Here is a 13,554-nt window from a genome sequence, read left to right on the forward strand (position 1 = left end):
TCATGCTCCTACGGTGAGTGGATCGACCTGGTGCAGGCTCTCGACGACGTGGTCACGCACGTCACGCCGATCCGGGTTGGCCACGTCGCGATCGACCGGCTGCCACGCGAACGTCAGCTTGGAGAGGCGCACGAGACGGCGGGTCCCGCCGTCCCCACGACGCACCACGTCCCCGAGGAACTCGACAATCCGGGTCCGACTAGCCTCGGACAAGAGCGCCGCGTCGAGCAGACTCTCGCCGAACTCCGTACGGGCCTCATCGCCCTCGGTCTGATCGAAGAGTCGGGCCACGGCCCCGACAAGCCCAATGCGCGACGACTCGTCATGCCAGGTCAGCAACACGGGATGAGACTCACTACGGGCGAGCGCCGCGAACACCGCCCACGCCGTTCTCGTACGACCACCAGGTTCACCCTCGGACCAGTTGCTAACCACCTCGACGATCCGACGGCGTAGCCGGGGTATCTCCCAGAGCCGACTCACCGCCGTCACGATGGCATCCCGGACCACCGGAGAATCGCGGTGGGCGATGTGGCTCAGACGGGTCAGCGACACCCGGGGATAGAGCCGGGCGAGTTCACCTGAACAGACCTCGGCGATGGTGCAGAGGGACTGGTCACTCGCACGTTCCAAGCGCGACCAGCGGTAGAGCAGGCTCCGCACGTCAGCCCCGACCTCGTCGCTCATGGCAGTGGCCGTCAGGGCCTGCACCACGTGGGGCCGCAGATTCGGCCGTCCGGTCCAGCGATTCAGCCACACCAGCGGGCGGGTGTCCCGGCTCCGCAGCACGATGGCCACCAGATTCCCGACAATCCGTTCCGCCAGCCGGGTCTGCCGATGGTCGTTCCGCCGTAACGGCAGGTCCATGGCCCACTCCCACAGCTTCTTGTGGAACCAGGCAGAACGGTCACCGTGCAGAAAGGTCAGCACCGCCACTCCGTAGTTCGCCCGCTCGAACCGGAGCCCACCGTCCACCACCTCGGCTTTGATCTCGGTCATCAGCGTCCGTAGTCCGATTTCCGTGAGCCCGTCGGAGCGGGCGGAGGGCAGGTCACCCAGGGTCTGGCCGAGCGAGTTGACGGCGTCCAGCACCTCTGCCGGTGGCTCTCCCTCGAGCAGAGCGGCTGCGACGAGGAACAGTCGATGCCGGACACTCCTGGCTACGCTGAACCAGTTGGCCAGGACGTCGTCCCAGTCGCCGTAGGCCCCGCACACCTCCTCGACGAGCTTCGACACGTCATGCCCGGGATGGTTGCGGCGGGCGGTCACGATGATCCCGGTAAGCCGCATAGCGTCCATCACCGTGGCTCGGGCCAGCAAGTCGTCGATGGCCGGATTCCCGATGATGGAGGAAGCGTCGACAGCGTGCACCGCGCACTCGCGACGTACCACCTCCGCAAGGTCTGGGGGCGGGACCTGAAAGATGGAGACGGTCCCGACGCCGCCGGCGGCGGCCCAGACGGCTGGGGTTGCCGCGACCACCAGACTCGCGTCCAGGGTCGCCAGGTGCGCCGCGTGGGCCTGCAACCGGCGGCCCAGGTCGGGGCTCACCCGTTCCCGCTGGTCCGGCAGACATAACAGGTATGTCACCCCCCGTTCCGCTGGAAGCTCCGCCGCAGCGAACGGGCGCCCCCGCTCCTCGTCGATCAGAACTTCCTCCAATCGCCGCCCCGCCTGGCTCGACTCGTACAGCAGCGCGACCGCAGCGGTCCGCAGCCCGGAGTTGGCCGGGCCCAGCACCACCACCCATGGCTGGTCGCCGAGGACGCGGGCTGCGGCGGCCCGGTCGAGAGTGAGATCCTGGTCCTGGCTGGCCAGTCGGTAGCTGCGTGGCGCGAGTGACTGCACGACCTGCTCGATGTAGGCCCGTAGTAGATGGTGCCGGCGAATGGCTTCGTTGATCAGCTTGTTCTCGACGAAGGTCTGGTGCACTCCGCCGTGCACGGTGCCGCCGGTGACCACCTGCCCGACGTTGATGCCGCTGACCGCCTCTGGGTAGAGGTCATCCTCGAGCCGGTCGTCCTCGGCGAAAGTCACGGTCTCTTCGGGGCTCACGATCGGCTCCCGAGGGGGTTACCGCCGAAGGACTGGTGCATTCCGCCGTGTACGGTCCCACCCCCGACCACCTGCCCGTAGTTGGTGCCCACCGGCTGCGAGGGCCGGTGGGCGAGCCCCGGCGGGGACTGAGACTCCGATGCGGGTTCCGCTTCGCCTGTCCGGCCCACCGGCCAGGCGCCCGACGGAGTGGGTAGGTGCAGCCACGCACGCTGCGCGAACGCCTTGCCCTCCACCCGGGCCTCCACGTCGACGAAGTGGTCCGGGTGCAGACCGGAGTAACCAGCACTGATCACGTCGTGGAAGACCCGATCCGAGACGATCATGGCAACCAGGGTGATGCGCGGTTTGGCTTCCGTGAGCGCGCTCTTGACCACTCCGGAGTCCAGTAGTCGGTGCGTCTCGTTACGTGCTGTCCCATTGCCCCCCTGCCCCACTGCCGCCGAGTCGGTCGGCAGGGGACCCACGTGCAGGCTCACCCGCAACCGCAGAGGCTCCTCCCCGGGGTGTTGGCGCCGGTGGTCGTCCAGACGATGCTGAAGCATTGCCGGAAAGGGATGGACGAGATACGGGAGTATCCGGGTGGGCAAACCCACGGCCAGGCCGTCCCCGGTTGGGCCGTAGAAGTCGGGACTCGACCACTCCGCGTCCAGCCCGGCATCCCGCATCGCGTCCCCTACGAGCCGGTGAATAGTGCGGGAGACGTTCTCGTGCGTACAGCCGGGCAGGTCTGTGAAGCCCTTCGCGTCGACCGCCAGCACCGCGCGGTACGGCGGTAGCGGGCGGGACTGCTCGAACGGGGGTGACTGCTCCATGTCGCGTTCCCTTCGCAGGCGGCCGAATGAAGGCAATCGTGTCCGGCCTGCTTGGGTAGCGCTGCCCACCACTGTGCACAGCAGAGGTGACGCGGTTCTCAGTCACTGCGTCATCTGGCCAGCCGATGCAGTGCATCGACGTCGAGGATCGATACCCGCATGCGATGGGTGTCCAGCACGCCCTCGGCGCGGAGAACCCCGAGCGCGAGGACGACGGCGTTCCGGGACGCGCCGATTAACTCTGCCAGATCCTGTTGCGGCAGTTCGAAGGCGCGTTGGCCACCAGCGGCGTCAGCCGTCACGTAGAGCCGGAGAAGCGCCCGGGCTAGGCGCTGCCGTACCGGAAGGACGGCGATCTCCGTCCGCTGGACGTCAGACTGTCGGAGGCGGTTGACGGTATACCGGGCGTAGGCGGCGGCGACGGAGGGCCGTTCGATGAACCGTTTGAAACTCGCCCCTGGGACCACCCGGACCACGATGGGGGTCAGCGTCGAAACCGTGCCGGAGCGGCGGCCACCGTCCATCACGGCCAGGTCGCCCACGACGTCGCCAGCCCCGCGAATCGTCAGGATCGCGCTCTTTCCCGCTGCTTCGCCCCGAACTACCTTGACCGCGCCGCTGAGGATCACGTAAGCGTGCTCCCCCTCGTCGCCCTGTCGGAATAGCGGGTAGTCGGTGGCCATGAGGCACCGGGATCCGAGCGAGCACATCGCGGCCCAGTCGGTCGTCGAAAGGAAGGAAGCGAGACCGCCACTGCTGGCGAACAGGTCGTCAACGTCCACGCACAGAAGGTAACGAGTAGATTCCCTCCGGCCTACCCTCAAGCCGGACCCGCCCAGAGACCGAGGCACCACGCTGATACGGCGCCGACGCGCAGGAGGTGCTGCGTGCTCACCCGGCCACAGCGTGCCGGAAGAGCCATCCCCAGCACCAGGGCCGCGTCAGTGGTCGCCGGCGGGCAGACCCGGGCGCAGATAGAGCGGGCATCGGCATCGCGCCTGGGCGGGGACGAGGCCGGTAGCAGGCACGGAGGTAGGGATCTTCACCGGCCGGCCCACGTACCGCGAACTAGGTAGTTCTTGCCGATGTGTAGCGGTTGCCGTCTTGGCACGATCGCTTCTGCCGGGTGTGGATCTAGCGGCTCACTCTCGTGCCCGGCGATCCGATGGTCAGTGACCGCAGAGAGGCTCACGATGGAGAACATTACGGACACCGACGAGGCCGGCATTGACGTGTCGGCCCCGGTGGTCAGCCGCCACAGCGTCACGGTGACCGCGTCGGCGGAAGCCGTGTGGCGGATCCTCACCGACATCGACGCATGGACGACCTGGCTGCCAGAAATCCCGTACGCACGCGTGGAAACACCCGGTCCGCTCGCCCCGGGCTCCGTGTTCCGCTGGTCGGCCGCGGGAATGGAGATCGAGTCGACGATCGTTGAGGTACGGCCGCGGGAACGCCTCGTGTGGCGGGGATACGGTGACGGACCGGACGGGGTCCTCGGTGTCCACGTCTGGGCGCTCAGTCCCGCCGGCGACGGCGTGCAGGTGTCGACCGAGGAGTCCTTCGCCGGCCCGCCTGTCGATGCCGACCCTGGGCCGTTCCAGGAGGGCCTCGACACGACCCTCGCCAGGTGGCTGGAACGACTCAAGGGCACCGCCGAGGCGGTGACCGCCCCGTGAAGAATCGTGTGTTTGCCGTCGCGACGGCAGTGGTCGTGGCCGGCCTCGTGGGCACCGCGGGTGCGCCGGCTCGGGCCGAGGTCAGGCGCGATGTCGGTGCCGACCACGCGACGGTGCGATGTGCGGGAAGGACTGTCGACACCGCGGCGAAGATTCGCTATCGGACGGAGACGACGATCGACGCTCCGCTACGGACCGTCTGGAAGTTGCAGACCGACGTGGAACGCTGGCCGTCGTGGCAGAAGCCCGTCTTGTCCAGCAAGCGGCTCGATCGTGGCCCACTGCGTCCCGGTTCGTCGTTCCGGTGGACGACACCGGTCCTCGAGACCGCGCTCAATCCCGCCACGACCCTCGTCGTCACGTCCACCGTCCGGCAGTTTCAACACCAGAGGTGTCTTCGGTGGGACGGCCCGGCGATCGGAGCGGGGCTGCGCATCGACGAGGGGGTGCACGTGTGGACGTTCACCGAGATCGACGGCCGGGTTCTCGTGCGTACCGAGGAGACGTGGCGCGGTGACCAGGTGGAGCAGGACGTCGATTTCTCCACCGTGGCTCTCGGGGCGGGCCTGGAGACGTGGCTGACGGAGCTGAAGACGCGTGCCGAACGGGAGTGTGATCGGGCCCGGCGCTGACGTGACCCTGGGGCCCCGCCGGTCTCGTACCGGCGGGGCCCCTTCGTCGCTCGATCGGCCCGGCTCCGTCAGCGGAGTAGTTCTCGTAGCTGCCGGCGTGAGGTGATGCCCAGTTTGCGGTAGAGGTTGCGCAGGTGGGCGTCGATCGTTCGCGGGCTGACGAACAGCAGCGCGGCGACCTCCTTGGTGCCCGCGCCGGACGCGACCTTGCGGGCGACGAGTAGTTCGCGGGCGGTCAGCCCCGCGAGCGGATCGGCGTCGTCGGCCAGGATCGGCTCCCCGATGGCATCCAGTTCGCGGGCGGCGCGGCCGGCGAACCCGCGCGCGCCGACGGTGGAGAGCAGTTCGTGCGCGGCGCGCAGCTCCACCCGCGCCTCGGCGCGACGGCCGACCCGTCGCAGCCACTGCCCGTAGAGCAGTCGGGCACGCGCGTAGTGGACTCGCATCCTGCTCCCGGCGAACCGGCTGATCGCGGCACGGTAGAGGTCCTGCGCGCCGAGCCCCGGATCGAGCAGCGCACTCGCCAGTAGCTGCGCACCGGTCGTCCACGCGTTCGGGTTGACCCGTGCGACATCCCCGATCCATGCAGCCGATTCCTTGGCTTCTTCGGGACGTCCGACGTACGCGGCGGCTTCGACCAGCTCGTGGTGGAAGACGGAGGCGGCGTACGCCCCGCGCCGGTGCTGGTCCCGTACGAGCAGCAACGCGTCGATCGCGGCCTCATGGTCGCCGCTGCCGTTGCACAGAACGCCGATCGCGTAGTGCAGCGCGGTGGGTTTCACCCCCACCCAGTCGCGCAGCTTCTCCCGGATCTCGCGGAACCGTTCGACGTCCCCGCTCCAGGCGGCAAGCATCAGGTCGGACCCGACGAGGTTTGACGTCCCGGCGGCCTCGTCGACCGCACGCGCCTCGATGATGCAGACCTGCGCGTCGGCGAAGCGGCCCACGATCGTCCGGGCGACCGCCTGGAAGCGCAGCGCATGGGGAAGGATCGCGTAGGCGCCCTGTGCCCGGGCGAGTTCCACCTGACGGTCGGCGATCTCCTCCATGGCATCGCTGTCACCGAGGTCGACGCTCAACACGCAGGCGCGTTCCATCCACCACGGATTCGCGTCGGGCGTGCGGGCGTGGTCCCGGAAGGCGTCGACCGTGCGGCGCATCACGGGCATCGCCTCGTCCACCGGGCGGAGGTTCTGCTCAACCAACGCCTGCAACAGGAGGTCGACCGGACGTGGCGGCTGACGCTGGGGTACCCGTTCCCGGATGTGCAGGGCGAGATGCCGTAACCTCCCCGGCTCGTCGACGCTGAACATGAGCGATGCGAACGCCTCCAGGTAGGTCTCGCGGACCTCATCGGGCCCCACGCCGTCGGCCGCGTCGATGAGCGCGATCGTCGCCGGGATACTGCGCGTCACGTGATAGTCGATCATCGCGCGCAGCAGTCGCGCGGCGCACCGGCCGGCTTGGTCCGGCTGGAGACGCTCGGCCTCGTCCACCAACTCCCGGGCGGCAGAGGGTTCCCCCGAACCCAACCGCGCCCTCGCCGCGGCCAACAACCGGCGGGCCTGCCGCGACCGGCCGGGTGTCAGTCGGGCCGCGCGCTCGAGGAACGCGGCCACGGCCGCGAGTCCGCCGCGGCGCTGTGCCCGCCCGGCCGAACGCTCCAACTCGGCTGCGGTCTCCTCATCCGGGCCGGTGATCGCGTTCGCCTGGTGCCAGGCGCGACGGTCGGGATCGACGTCGACGTCCGTACCGGCGGCGAGCGCCGCGTGTGCCTGCCGTCGCGCCCCGGCGCCGGTCGACAGGTACACCGCGGAACGCGCCAACGGATGCCGGAAGTGCACCCGGGGCCCGGTCACCAACATGCCGCTGTCCTCGGCCGCGGCCAGGTCCACGGCGTCCAGCCCCTGGATCGCCATCGCACGCCGCAGCAGAACGAGGTCACCTGTCGGCTCCGCAGCGGCCAGCGCCAGAACCGAGCGCGTGGGTGCCGGCAGCCGCAGGAACCGACTCACGAAGCGGTGTTCCACGGCGCGGTGCCCGGCGTCCCCGGGTAGCCCGAACGGTCCGGCGTCGCGGGCGAACTCCACCAGGGCGAGCGGGTTGCCGGCCGCTTCGGCGAGGATCCGTTGCACGATCGCCGCCTCGTGGCCGAATGGTGCCCGATAGCGCAGCAGGGTGAGGGATTCCGAATCGGTGAGCCCGGTGAGAGTGAGGGCGGGTAGGCGACCGAGCGCCGACACCGAGGCGGCGTCGCGGGCTGCGAACACCATGGCGACCCGCTCCGCCGCCACGCGTGCCGCGACGAAGGCCAGTACCTGCCGCGAGCCGGCGTCGATCCACTGCACGTCGTCGACCACGCAGAACACCGGCCTGCGCCGGCCTACGGCACTCAGCAGGCCGAGGACGGCCAGGCCGACAAGCATCGGGGTCGGCGTGGCCCCGGCCCGCAGCCCGAACACCGCGTCGAGCGCGCTCCGCTGCGGCACGGGGAGCCCAGCGCGGTGGTCGAGCACGGGCGCGCACAACTGGTGCAGGGCCGAGTAGGGCAGCTCGCTCTCGAACTCGACACCACCGGCCCGCAGCACCCGCCATCCGTCGAGCCGCGAAGCGGCCGCACCGATGAGCGTCGACTTACCGATCCCCGCGTCACCGAGAACGAGCATCGCCCCGCCGCGACCCCGCGCCGCGGCTGCCGTCACCGAGGCGATCTCGCCCAACTCCGCCTCGCGAGCGACGAACAATCCCGACCTGATATCTGTCATCAGCTTCTGTGTGTCGCCGGACGAATGGTGCCCTCCGTTTGTTCGGCCCCACCGATGGTATCCAGAGCAGCGCACCGACCGGGACGGGCGCCGGGTTCGGAGTCGGCGCTCCTACGAGGGCAACTCGAACAGTTCCAGCTGGATGCCGTCGGGGTCACGGAGATAGAGGATCTTCGTCCCGGCCAGCGTCCCCGCTTCGACGCCATCGCCGTCCTGAAGCACGACCGGATCGGCGTTGACGTGCACGCCCCGCCGCACCAGGTCGCGGTGGGCCGAGTCGAGGTCGTCGACCTCAAAACACAGGTGCATCACCCCGACGTCAGAGTTGCGCCCGGTGAAGGGCCTCGGCTGCGGGTTGTCGTACTGGATGAGTTCCAGCAGGACGTTGTCACCGGCCAACGCGAAGGATGCCCGCATCGACGCGTTCTCGACCTCGACAACCGCACCGATCGCCGGGTTCGTCGCCGAGATCGTCACGCCGTTCGGCGCGATGCCGAGGACGTCCTCGTACCAGCTCACCGACCGCGCCAAATCGCTGACTGGCACTCCGATGTGATGCATTCTGGTCACTTTGCTCATGATCCCCATCCTGAGGGGCCGAGCCAGCACTGTGGAAGGCACAGGTCTTCCGCGTACCGCTGGTACCACCCAGCTCCCCGGAGGACCGATGGCGGATCATGGGTTCATGAATGACCTCGGAGCCGCGCTGCGAGCCTGGCGGGATCGCACGGACCCGGCCGCGGTCGGTCTCCCGAACGCCGCTCGTCGCCGCGTCGTCGGGCTACGACGCGGCGAGCTGGCAGCACTGGCCGGCATCTCCCCCGAATACGTGGCACGCCTCGAACAGGGCCGGGCCGCCACCCCATCGGCGCAGGTGTGCACCTCCCTGGCCCGCGCGTTACGACTCTCCGACGACGAGGAGGCGCACCTGATGCGCCTTGCCGGTTTCGCCGCGGCTCCGGACCGCATACCCCACCTGATCCCCGGCAGCCTGCACCGCGTCATCGACCATCTCGACGACACCCCGGTGGCCGTCTACGACGCCGCGTGGCGGCTGCTGCACTGGAACCGGCTGTTCGCGGCCGCCTTCGGCGACCCCGCCGGCACCACCGCCGATGATCGCAACGCCTTGATCGTCCAGTTCGAAGCCCGAAACCCCCGAGTCCGCCAGACCGACACCGAGCGCGCCTACTTCGAGCAGTCGTTGGTGGCCGATCTGCGCGCCACCAGCGCCCGCTATCCGAACGATCCCGACGTGGCGGCACTGATCTCACGCATGGCCGGAAACGACAGGTTCTGCCGCCTCTGGGCCCTCGGCGCGGTGGCCCCTCACGAGAGCGCCCACAAGACCGCCGTACACCCGGACGTGGGGGCCATCCCGCTGGACGCCAACGTCCTGACCACCCAGAACACCGACCTGCGCCTCGTGGTCCTCACGCCTCGGCCCGACACTGCCGCTCGCGAGAAGCTGGATCGACTGGGTTGACGCTACCGCCCGGGAGACATCCACATCGACGAGGCGCACACCGGCCGACACGTCTACACCGGGCCGGACGCCGACGACGTTCCGTAGCTGATCTCCGAGCTGATCGAGTGGCTGGCCGACGGCGAACCGGAGACACCGGCCCATGCGGCCGGCCGCACCAGCAGGCATTCCAGACTCACGGCATCTGAACCTAAATGGGCCTGAACGGACAGTCGACCTGTCCCACTTATCGTGATTTTCCGCGAAGTTTTTTGTCCGAGGGGCACCATCCTGAAAGGCCCTCATAACATTGCTCGTGGGATCGGCGTCTCAGATGGCGGATCCGCAGCACCGTTCCGCCCGCTCACCTGCAACGCCCCACATCGTTCGACAGCACTTCGGCACGGTGGCGTTAGGCGACTCGAGACGCCGGCCGGTGCCAGCCATCCCGGAGCTCAGGACCTGCACGTGAGCCATAAAATCCACGTCCATGGTCCGCACCACACCTCCGCGTCCTCTGGACATCGCGGCACTCTTCCCTGAACTGCGGGAACATTCCAGCACCGCTACCCGCCTGCATCCCCGACCCGGCGCTCCGACCATTACGGACAGCTCGGTCGGCGGACCGCTGCTATGGCCGGCCGACGAGGCATGGCCGGTCTGCGACGACGCCGGGGCGCACGAGCCATGGAACCTGACGACCCCGGCCGCCCTGCACCGCAGGCGGGAGATTCTCGCGACCGCAGAAGCTCGGGAGCCGCTGCCGGGCGGAGACTTCTTGGCTGCGGAGGAGCGGGCCGAGCTCGATGCGGCCGACGCTCTGGACCTGGACGACCTGATCGAGGATCCCATCCCGTTGGTCCCGGTCGCGCAGTTGTACCGACGAGATATCCCGGACTACGCCGGACCGGACGGCACCGACCTACTCCAGGTGCTCTGGTGCCCGGTGGACCACTCGGACCGGCACTACAGCCCTCGCGTCTTCCTCTACTGGCGTGACAGTTCCGCCGTTGGCCCGCTGCTCGAAGCGCCTCCCGAACCGCCGGTGATCAGCGACACGTACCTGCCGCTTCCGTGCGTGGTACACCCCGAGCAGGTCCGCGAGTACCAATACGCCGCCCTGCTCCCCGACGACCTACGCGAGCGGCTCGACGAGTGGGATGACGACGAAGACCAGAGCCGTCCCCACTATCAGAGCGACTTGTCGCTCGCGCCCGGATGGAAGGTCGGTGGGTACGCGAACTGGTCACTGACCGATCCGTACGCGATGGACTGTGCTGCCTGCGGCACCACGATGACCTTGATTCTCACGGTCGGCTCAAGCGACTGGAACGGCATGCATTGCAGCTGGCGCCCGGCCGAAGAAGACCCGACCGCGTCCCCAGACACCGTCGGCGTGCAGATCGGGCGCGGCTACTCGCTGTACACCTTCCACTGCCCCGAATCAATCGATCACCCCCCGGCCACCGCTATGCAGTGACGCGGCCTCCCTCCATGGCGTGCCGACAAGCTGGCCGTCCACTACGAAGCACCATCCAACTCGCCGCCATCGACGAATGGCTGTGACGGACTACCACACAGGCCCTAGACCTGGGCACCGTTCCAGTGCAGGTCGCCGTCGGGCCACCGGTCGAACGGCTCGGTCACCGGCAGCGCGGTCCCTTCATGCCTCGGGAACTCGGCTGGGTCGCGCTTCCCCGCTGCACCCGCCGGCGGGTCGAGGACCCTCATCATCAGCTCTTGATCAGTTCGCGCGGTCGGTGACGCCCGTTCCGCCCGACTGGGCGTTACCGGCCGCACCCGGGTCGCCCTGAGCCGAGCGCCGCCGACACGGGCAAGCGTGATTCACCTCGCACAAGTTTGCCCCTGACGTCAACGTGAGGTTTTACCGTGGCGATATGCAAATCAACGGCTCAACAGCTCTCGTGACCGGAGCTAACCGCGGCCTCGGCAAGGCCTTCGCCGAGGCCCTCCTCACCCGGGGCGCCACCGTCTATGCGACCGCCCGTCGCCTGGAAAGCATCGACATCCCCGGTGCCATCGCGCTCCAACTGGACATCACGGATCCCGCGTCCATCGAGGTCGCCGCAGGCAAGGTGGGCGACCTCGACATCCTCATCAACAACGCCGGCACCTCCACTGAAGCCCCGCTGCTCGGCCCCTCCACGGAGAACATCCGCCGCGACCTCGACACCAACTTCTGGGGCACTCTCAACGTCACCCGCGCCTTCGCACCCAGGCTGGCCGGTGGCGCCATCCTCAACGTCATCTCGGCGCTGAGCTGGTACACCTTCAGCCCCGGCAGCAACGGCTACGCCGCCTCCAAGGCCGCGGAGTGGTCCCTGACGAACGGCATCCGACTCGAGTTGGCCGACCAGAAGACTCTGGTCACCGCCCTGGCGCTGGCGATCGCCGACACGGACATGATGGCTGGCATCGACATCCCCAAGCTCGCGCCCCACGAGGTGGTCGCCCAGGCCCTCGACGGACTGGAAGCAGGCAAGATCGAAGTCATCGCTGACAAGCCCACCGCCAACGTCAAGGCCTCCCTCTCCCGCGATCCCGCCGACTTCTACGCCGACATCACCGGCAACCTCTTCGCCTGACCTCACCGGTAATCCGCCTGCCGAAGTAAGCGGCTTGGTCAACGGGCGTACGCCCGGCGGGCGGACCCGGATTCTCATGAAGCCGGGTCTCCGCCTGACGGCCGCAGGGGTGCGGACGTCGAGCGAAGCGCTGAAGATCGTGATCGGCACCGCAAGCCGTTGATCCACGGCTTGGACTTCACGCCGCGGCGCTCGTTGGTAGATCCTCGCCAGTTGAAGCCCTCGAGGTCGGCAGCTCGCCCGCTTCCGCTGGCAGAACCGCGACGAATGATGGTCGGCACCCGACCGCCCAGGCGTCGGCCCCGCAGCAGATCCGGCTAGCTGCGAGGTGCGAGTTTCAGGACGTACGGCGGTTGGTTGCTTTGTGTGGGCATCTCAGGCTGAGCCACCTGGAGCATCAGGCAACGCAAACCAACGGCCCTCGACCACCTCGCGTAGCCGACCACGAAGATCGCGCAACTCTGCGGCGAATCGCCGAACAGCGACATGGGCGGACACGGCTCTACCGCCTCTGCCGGAGGCCAGCGCTGACGCCTTCGGTACCGCCGAAGAGGTCATCAACCAGCGAGAGGTGACCACTTCGGATGTCACTGGGAGGTCACGCCGCCCCGCTCGATCTCCAGCACCGCAGGTCAGAGCTTCTCGTCTCTGTCCGGCGCTGGTGAGCACCTCGGTGCTTACGGCGGTAGGGCAGCATAATCGTCATGCAAACGGTTGTCGCCCTCTGGCGTTACCCGCTCAAGAGCGCCCGGGGTGAGGTTCTCCAGGCGGCTCATGTCGAGTCGACCGGTCTGCGCGGCGATCGGACGTGGGCCTGTATCGACTGCCTGGACGTGACGGTCGGCAGTGCCAAACACCCCCGACGATGGGGTCGTCTGTTCGATGTCGGTACGACAATGCGGGATGACGGCCCGAAGACGATGTTGACGCTGCATGTCGACGGCACGTCGCTGCGAGCCGGAAGCGCTGCGGCAGATTCGGCACTCAGCAAGCACCTGGGCCGGCCGGTGCGGCTAAGCCGGGAGCTGCCGCCCAACGCGAGGCTGCACCGAACGTTGCCTGATGAGGCCGGCATGGTGCCGGATTGGATGGGCGGTGCCCGGCCCGGCCAGGAAGCGATCACGGCGATCGCGGGCGCGGAGCGGGTCGGCCGGTTCGTCGACTTCGGCGCCGTTCATATTGTGACCACTGGTGCGCTGTCTTTGCTGGGTGAGCGCATGGGAGGTATCAGTGTGGACGCAGAGCGGTTTCGCCCGAACCTGGTCATCGACGCACCGCGTGACCCCGAACCGGGGCAGGAACTACGCCTGGGCGATGTCGTGCTCCGGGTGGTCCTGCCCACTCCGAGGTGCGTCATTCCCGGGCTCTCCCAGGCCGAACTGCCGGCCGACCTCTCCGTGCTGAGCGCCCTGGCCCGGCACTACCGCATCCCTGTGGCCGGGCTAGGTTCTGTCTCGCGGATCATGAATCTCGCTCGTTAGACCCGTTGTGGCACGAGGCGATCTGACGAATCACGAGTGGGCTGTGCTGGCGCCGT

The 13,554-nt window shown here is 68.4% G+C and carries 12 protein-coding genes; 6 read left to right on the plus strand and 6 right to left on the minus strand.

Going from position 1 to position 13,554, the window contains the following annotated elements:
* The 3 genes from AB0A95_RS16315 to AB0A95_RS16325 form a co-directional block, all read right to left on the minus strand.
* Window positions 1-2,055 carry a hypothetical protein gene (locus tag AB0A95_RS16315; RefSeq protein WP_357556537.1) on the minus strand — a complete coding sequence of 685 codons (2,055 nt, stop codon included), beginning with the start codon at window positions 2,053-2,055 and terminating at the stop codon, window positions 1-3.
* A complete protein-coding gene (locus tag AB0A95_RS16320; RefSeq protein ID WP_357556538.1) occupies window positions 2,052-2,870 on the minus strand; it encodes a hypothetical protein in 819 nt (272 codons plus the stop codon). Before AB0A95_RS16320 ends, AB0A95_RS16315 begins: the two co-directional genes overlap by 4 nt.
* Before the next feature lie 110 nt (window positions 2,871-2,980).
* Window positions 2,981-3,652, minus strand: coding sequence for a Crp/Fnr family transcriptional regulator (locus tag AB0A95_RS16325; RefSeq protein ID WP_357556539.1), 672 nt, complete (start codon window positions 3,650-3,652; stop codon window positions 2,981-2,983).
* Window positions 3,653-4,063: 411 nt separating this feature from the next.
* Between AB0A95_RS16325 and AB0A95_RS16330 the strand changes: the two genes are divergently transcribed.
* Together AB0A95_RS16330 and AB0A95_RS16335 are read left to right on the plus strand one after the other, a co-directional pair.
* Entirely contained in the window at window positions 4,064-4,549 is a 486-nt protein-coding gene (locus AB0A95_RS16330; protein WP_357556540.1) for an SRPBCC family protein, read from the plus strand.
* Complete coding sequence (locus AB0A95_RS16335; RefSeq protein ID WP_357556541.1) at window positions 4,546-5,181, plus strand: SRPBCC family protein; 636 nt, start codon at window positions 4,546-4,548, stop codon at window positions 5,179-5,181. Before AB0A95_RS16330 ends, AB0A95_RS16335 begins: the two co-directional genes overlap by 4 nt.
* A gap of 68 nt (window positions 5,182-5,249) precedes the next feature.
* On the opposite strand, the gene AB0A95_RS16340 is transcribed toward AB0A95_RS16335, so the two are convergent.
* Both AB0A95_RS16340 and AB0A95_RS16345 read right to left on the minus strand, forming a co-directional pair.
* Complete coding sequence (locus tag AB0A95_RS16340; RefSeq protein ID WP_357556542.1) at window positions 5,250-7,946, minus strand: AAA family ATPase; 2,697 nt, start codon at window positions 7,944-7,946, stop codon at window positions 5,250-5,252.
* Between the two features lie 111 nt (window positions 7,947-8,057).
* A complete protein-coding gene (locus tag AB0A95_RS16345; RefSeq protein WP_357556551.1) occupies window positions 8,058-8,534 on the minus strand; it encodes a VOC family protein in 477 nt (158 codons plus the stop codon).
* Window positions 8,535-8,631: 97 nt separating this feature from the next.
* On the opposite strand from AB0A95_RS16345, the gene AB0A95_RS16350 reads away from it, so the two are divergent.
* The gene (locus AB0A95_RS16350) at window positions 8,632-9,432 is read left to right on the plus strand and encodes a helix-turn-helix domain-containing protein (protein ID WP_357556543.1); all 801 of its coding nucleotides are present in this window, start codon (window positions 8,632-8,634) and stop codon (window positions 9,430-9,432) included.
* A 53-nt stretch (window positions 9,433-9,485) separates the two neighbouring features.
* Here the strand turns inward: AB0A95_RS16350 and AB0A95_RS16355 are convergent, their stop codons facing one another.
* The gene (locus AB0A95_RS16355) at window positions 9,486-9,611 is read right to left on the minus strand and encodes a hypothetical protein (protein ID WP_357556544.1); all 126 of its coding nucleotides are present in this window, start codon (window positions 9,609-9,611) and stop codon (window positions 9,486-9,488) included.
* Window positions 9,612-9,901: 290 nt separating this feature from the next.
* On the opposite strand from AB0A95_RS16355, the gene AB0A95_RS16360 reads away from it, so the two are divergent.
* The 3 genes from AB0A95_RS16360 (at window position 9,902) to AB0A95_RS16370 (ending at window position 13,498) form a co-directional block, all read left to right on the plus strand.
* Window positions 9,902-10,891, plus strand: coding sequence for a hypothetical protein (locus tag AB0A95_RS16360; RefSeq protein WP_357556545.1), 990 nt, complete (start codon window positions 9,902-9,904; stop codon window positions 10,889-10,891).
* 418 nt (window positions 10,892-11,309) lie between these two features.
* Complete coding sequence (locus AB0A95_RS16365) at window positions 11,310-12,017, plus strand: SDR family oxidoreductase (RefSeq protein ID WP_357556546.1); 708 nt, start codon at window positions 11,310-11,312, stop codon at window positions 12,015-12,017.
* A 704-nt stretch (window positions 12,018-12,721) separates the two neighbouring features.
* Entirely contained in the window at window positions 12,722-13,498 is a 777-nt protein-coding gene (locus AB0A95_RS16370; protein WP_357556547.1) for an MOSC N-terminal beta barrel domain-containing protein, read from the plus strand.
* The last annotated feature ends 56 nt before the right edge of the window (window positions 13,499-13,554 follow it).

The organism is Micromonospora sp. NPDC049230, from assembly GCF_040647875.1.
In the GTDB taxonomy this organism is placed as follows: domain Bacteria; phylum Actinomycetota; class Actinomycetes; order Mycobacteriales; family Micromonosporaceae; genus Micromonospora.

Coding starts and splice junctions, on each gene's coding strand:
- AB0A95_RS16320 (WP_357556538.1), bottom strand. CDS start 2,870: ATGGAGCAGTCACCCCCGTTCGAGCAGTCCCGCCCGCTACCGCCGTAC.
- AB0A95_RS16330 (WP_357556540.1), top strand. CDS start 4,064: ATGGAGAACATTACGGACACCGACGAGGCCGGCATTGACGTGTCGGCC.
- AB0A95_RS16340 (WP_357556542.1), bottom strand. CDS start 7,946: ATGACAGATATCAGGTCGGGATTGTTCGTCGCTCGCGAGGCGGAGTTG.
- AB0A95_RS16345 (WP_357556551.1), bottom strand. CDS start 8,534: ATGGGGATCATGAGCAAAGTGACCAGAATGCATCACATCGGAGTGCCA.
- AB0A95_RS16350 (WP_357556543.1), top strand. CDS start 8,632: ATGAATGACCTCGGAGCCGCGCTGCGAGCCTGGCGGGATCGCACGGAC.
- AB0A95_RS16360 (WP_357556545.1), top strand. CDS start 9,902: ATGGTCCGCACCACACCTCCGCGTCCTCTGGACATCGCGGCACTCTTC.
- AB0A95_RS16365 (WP_357556546.1), top strand. CDS start 11,310: ATGCAAATCAACGGCTCAACAGCTCTCGTGACCGGAGCTAACCGCGGC.
- AB0A95_RS16370 (WP_357556547.1), top strand. CDS start 12,722: ATGCAAACGGTTGTCGCCCTCTGGCGTTACCCGCTCAAGAGCGCCCGG.